The organism is Streptomyces albidoflavus (assembly GCF_000719955.1).
In the GTDB taxonomy this organism is placed as follows: Bacteria; Actinomycetota; Actinomycetes; order Streptomycetales; family Streptomycetaceae; genus Streptomyces; species Streptomyces albidoflavus.
Window position 1 is genome coordinate 1 of sequence record NZ_JOII01000097.1, and the last position, 480, is coordinate 480.

General features: G+C 68.3%; 1 protein-coding gene. It reads left to right on the forward strand.

Annotation, left to right across the window (positions count from 1 at the left end; genetic code table 11):
* A partial coding sequence (locus tag IF45_RS0131095; protein ID WP_030310969.1) for an AMP-binding protein occupies positions 1-480 on the forward strand: 480 nt, incomplete at both ends.

A 480-nucleotide genomic window follows, 5' to 3' on the forward strand; every position in this document is an offset into this window, starting at 1 on the left:
CACCGCCCGCAACCCCGAAGCCATGTGGCACCTCCTCACACAGGAGAAGGTCACCCTCCTCAGCCAGACCCCGTCCATGTTCCGCGAACTCGTCGGCCAGGCGGCGGAGACCAGCCAGAGCGACCTTCCCGACCTGCGGTGGATCGTCTTCGGCGGTGAGGCACTGGAACCGAAGCACGTCCAGCCCTGGTTCGACCGCTACCCGGACGCCTCCACCCAGCTGATCAACATGTACGGGATCACGGAAACCACGGTCCACGTCACCCACCAGGTGATCACCGCCGGCCACCTTGCACAGGGCGGACGCCTGCCCGCCGGACGCCCCCTGCCCGGCTACCAGGTCCGCCTCCTGGACCCCCACGGCAACCCCGTCCCCACCGGCGTACCCGGCGAAATCATGTACCGATCGGGCGACCTCGCACGCTGGCTCCCCGACGGCACCCTCGAACACCTCGGCCGCGCCGACGACCAAGTCAAAAT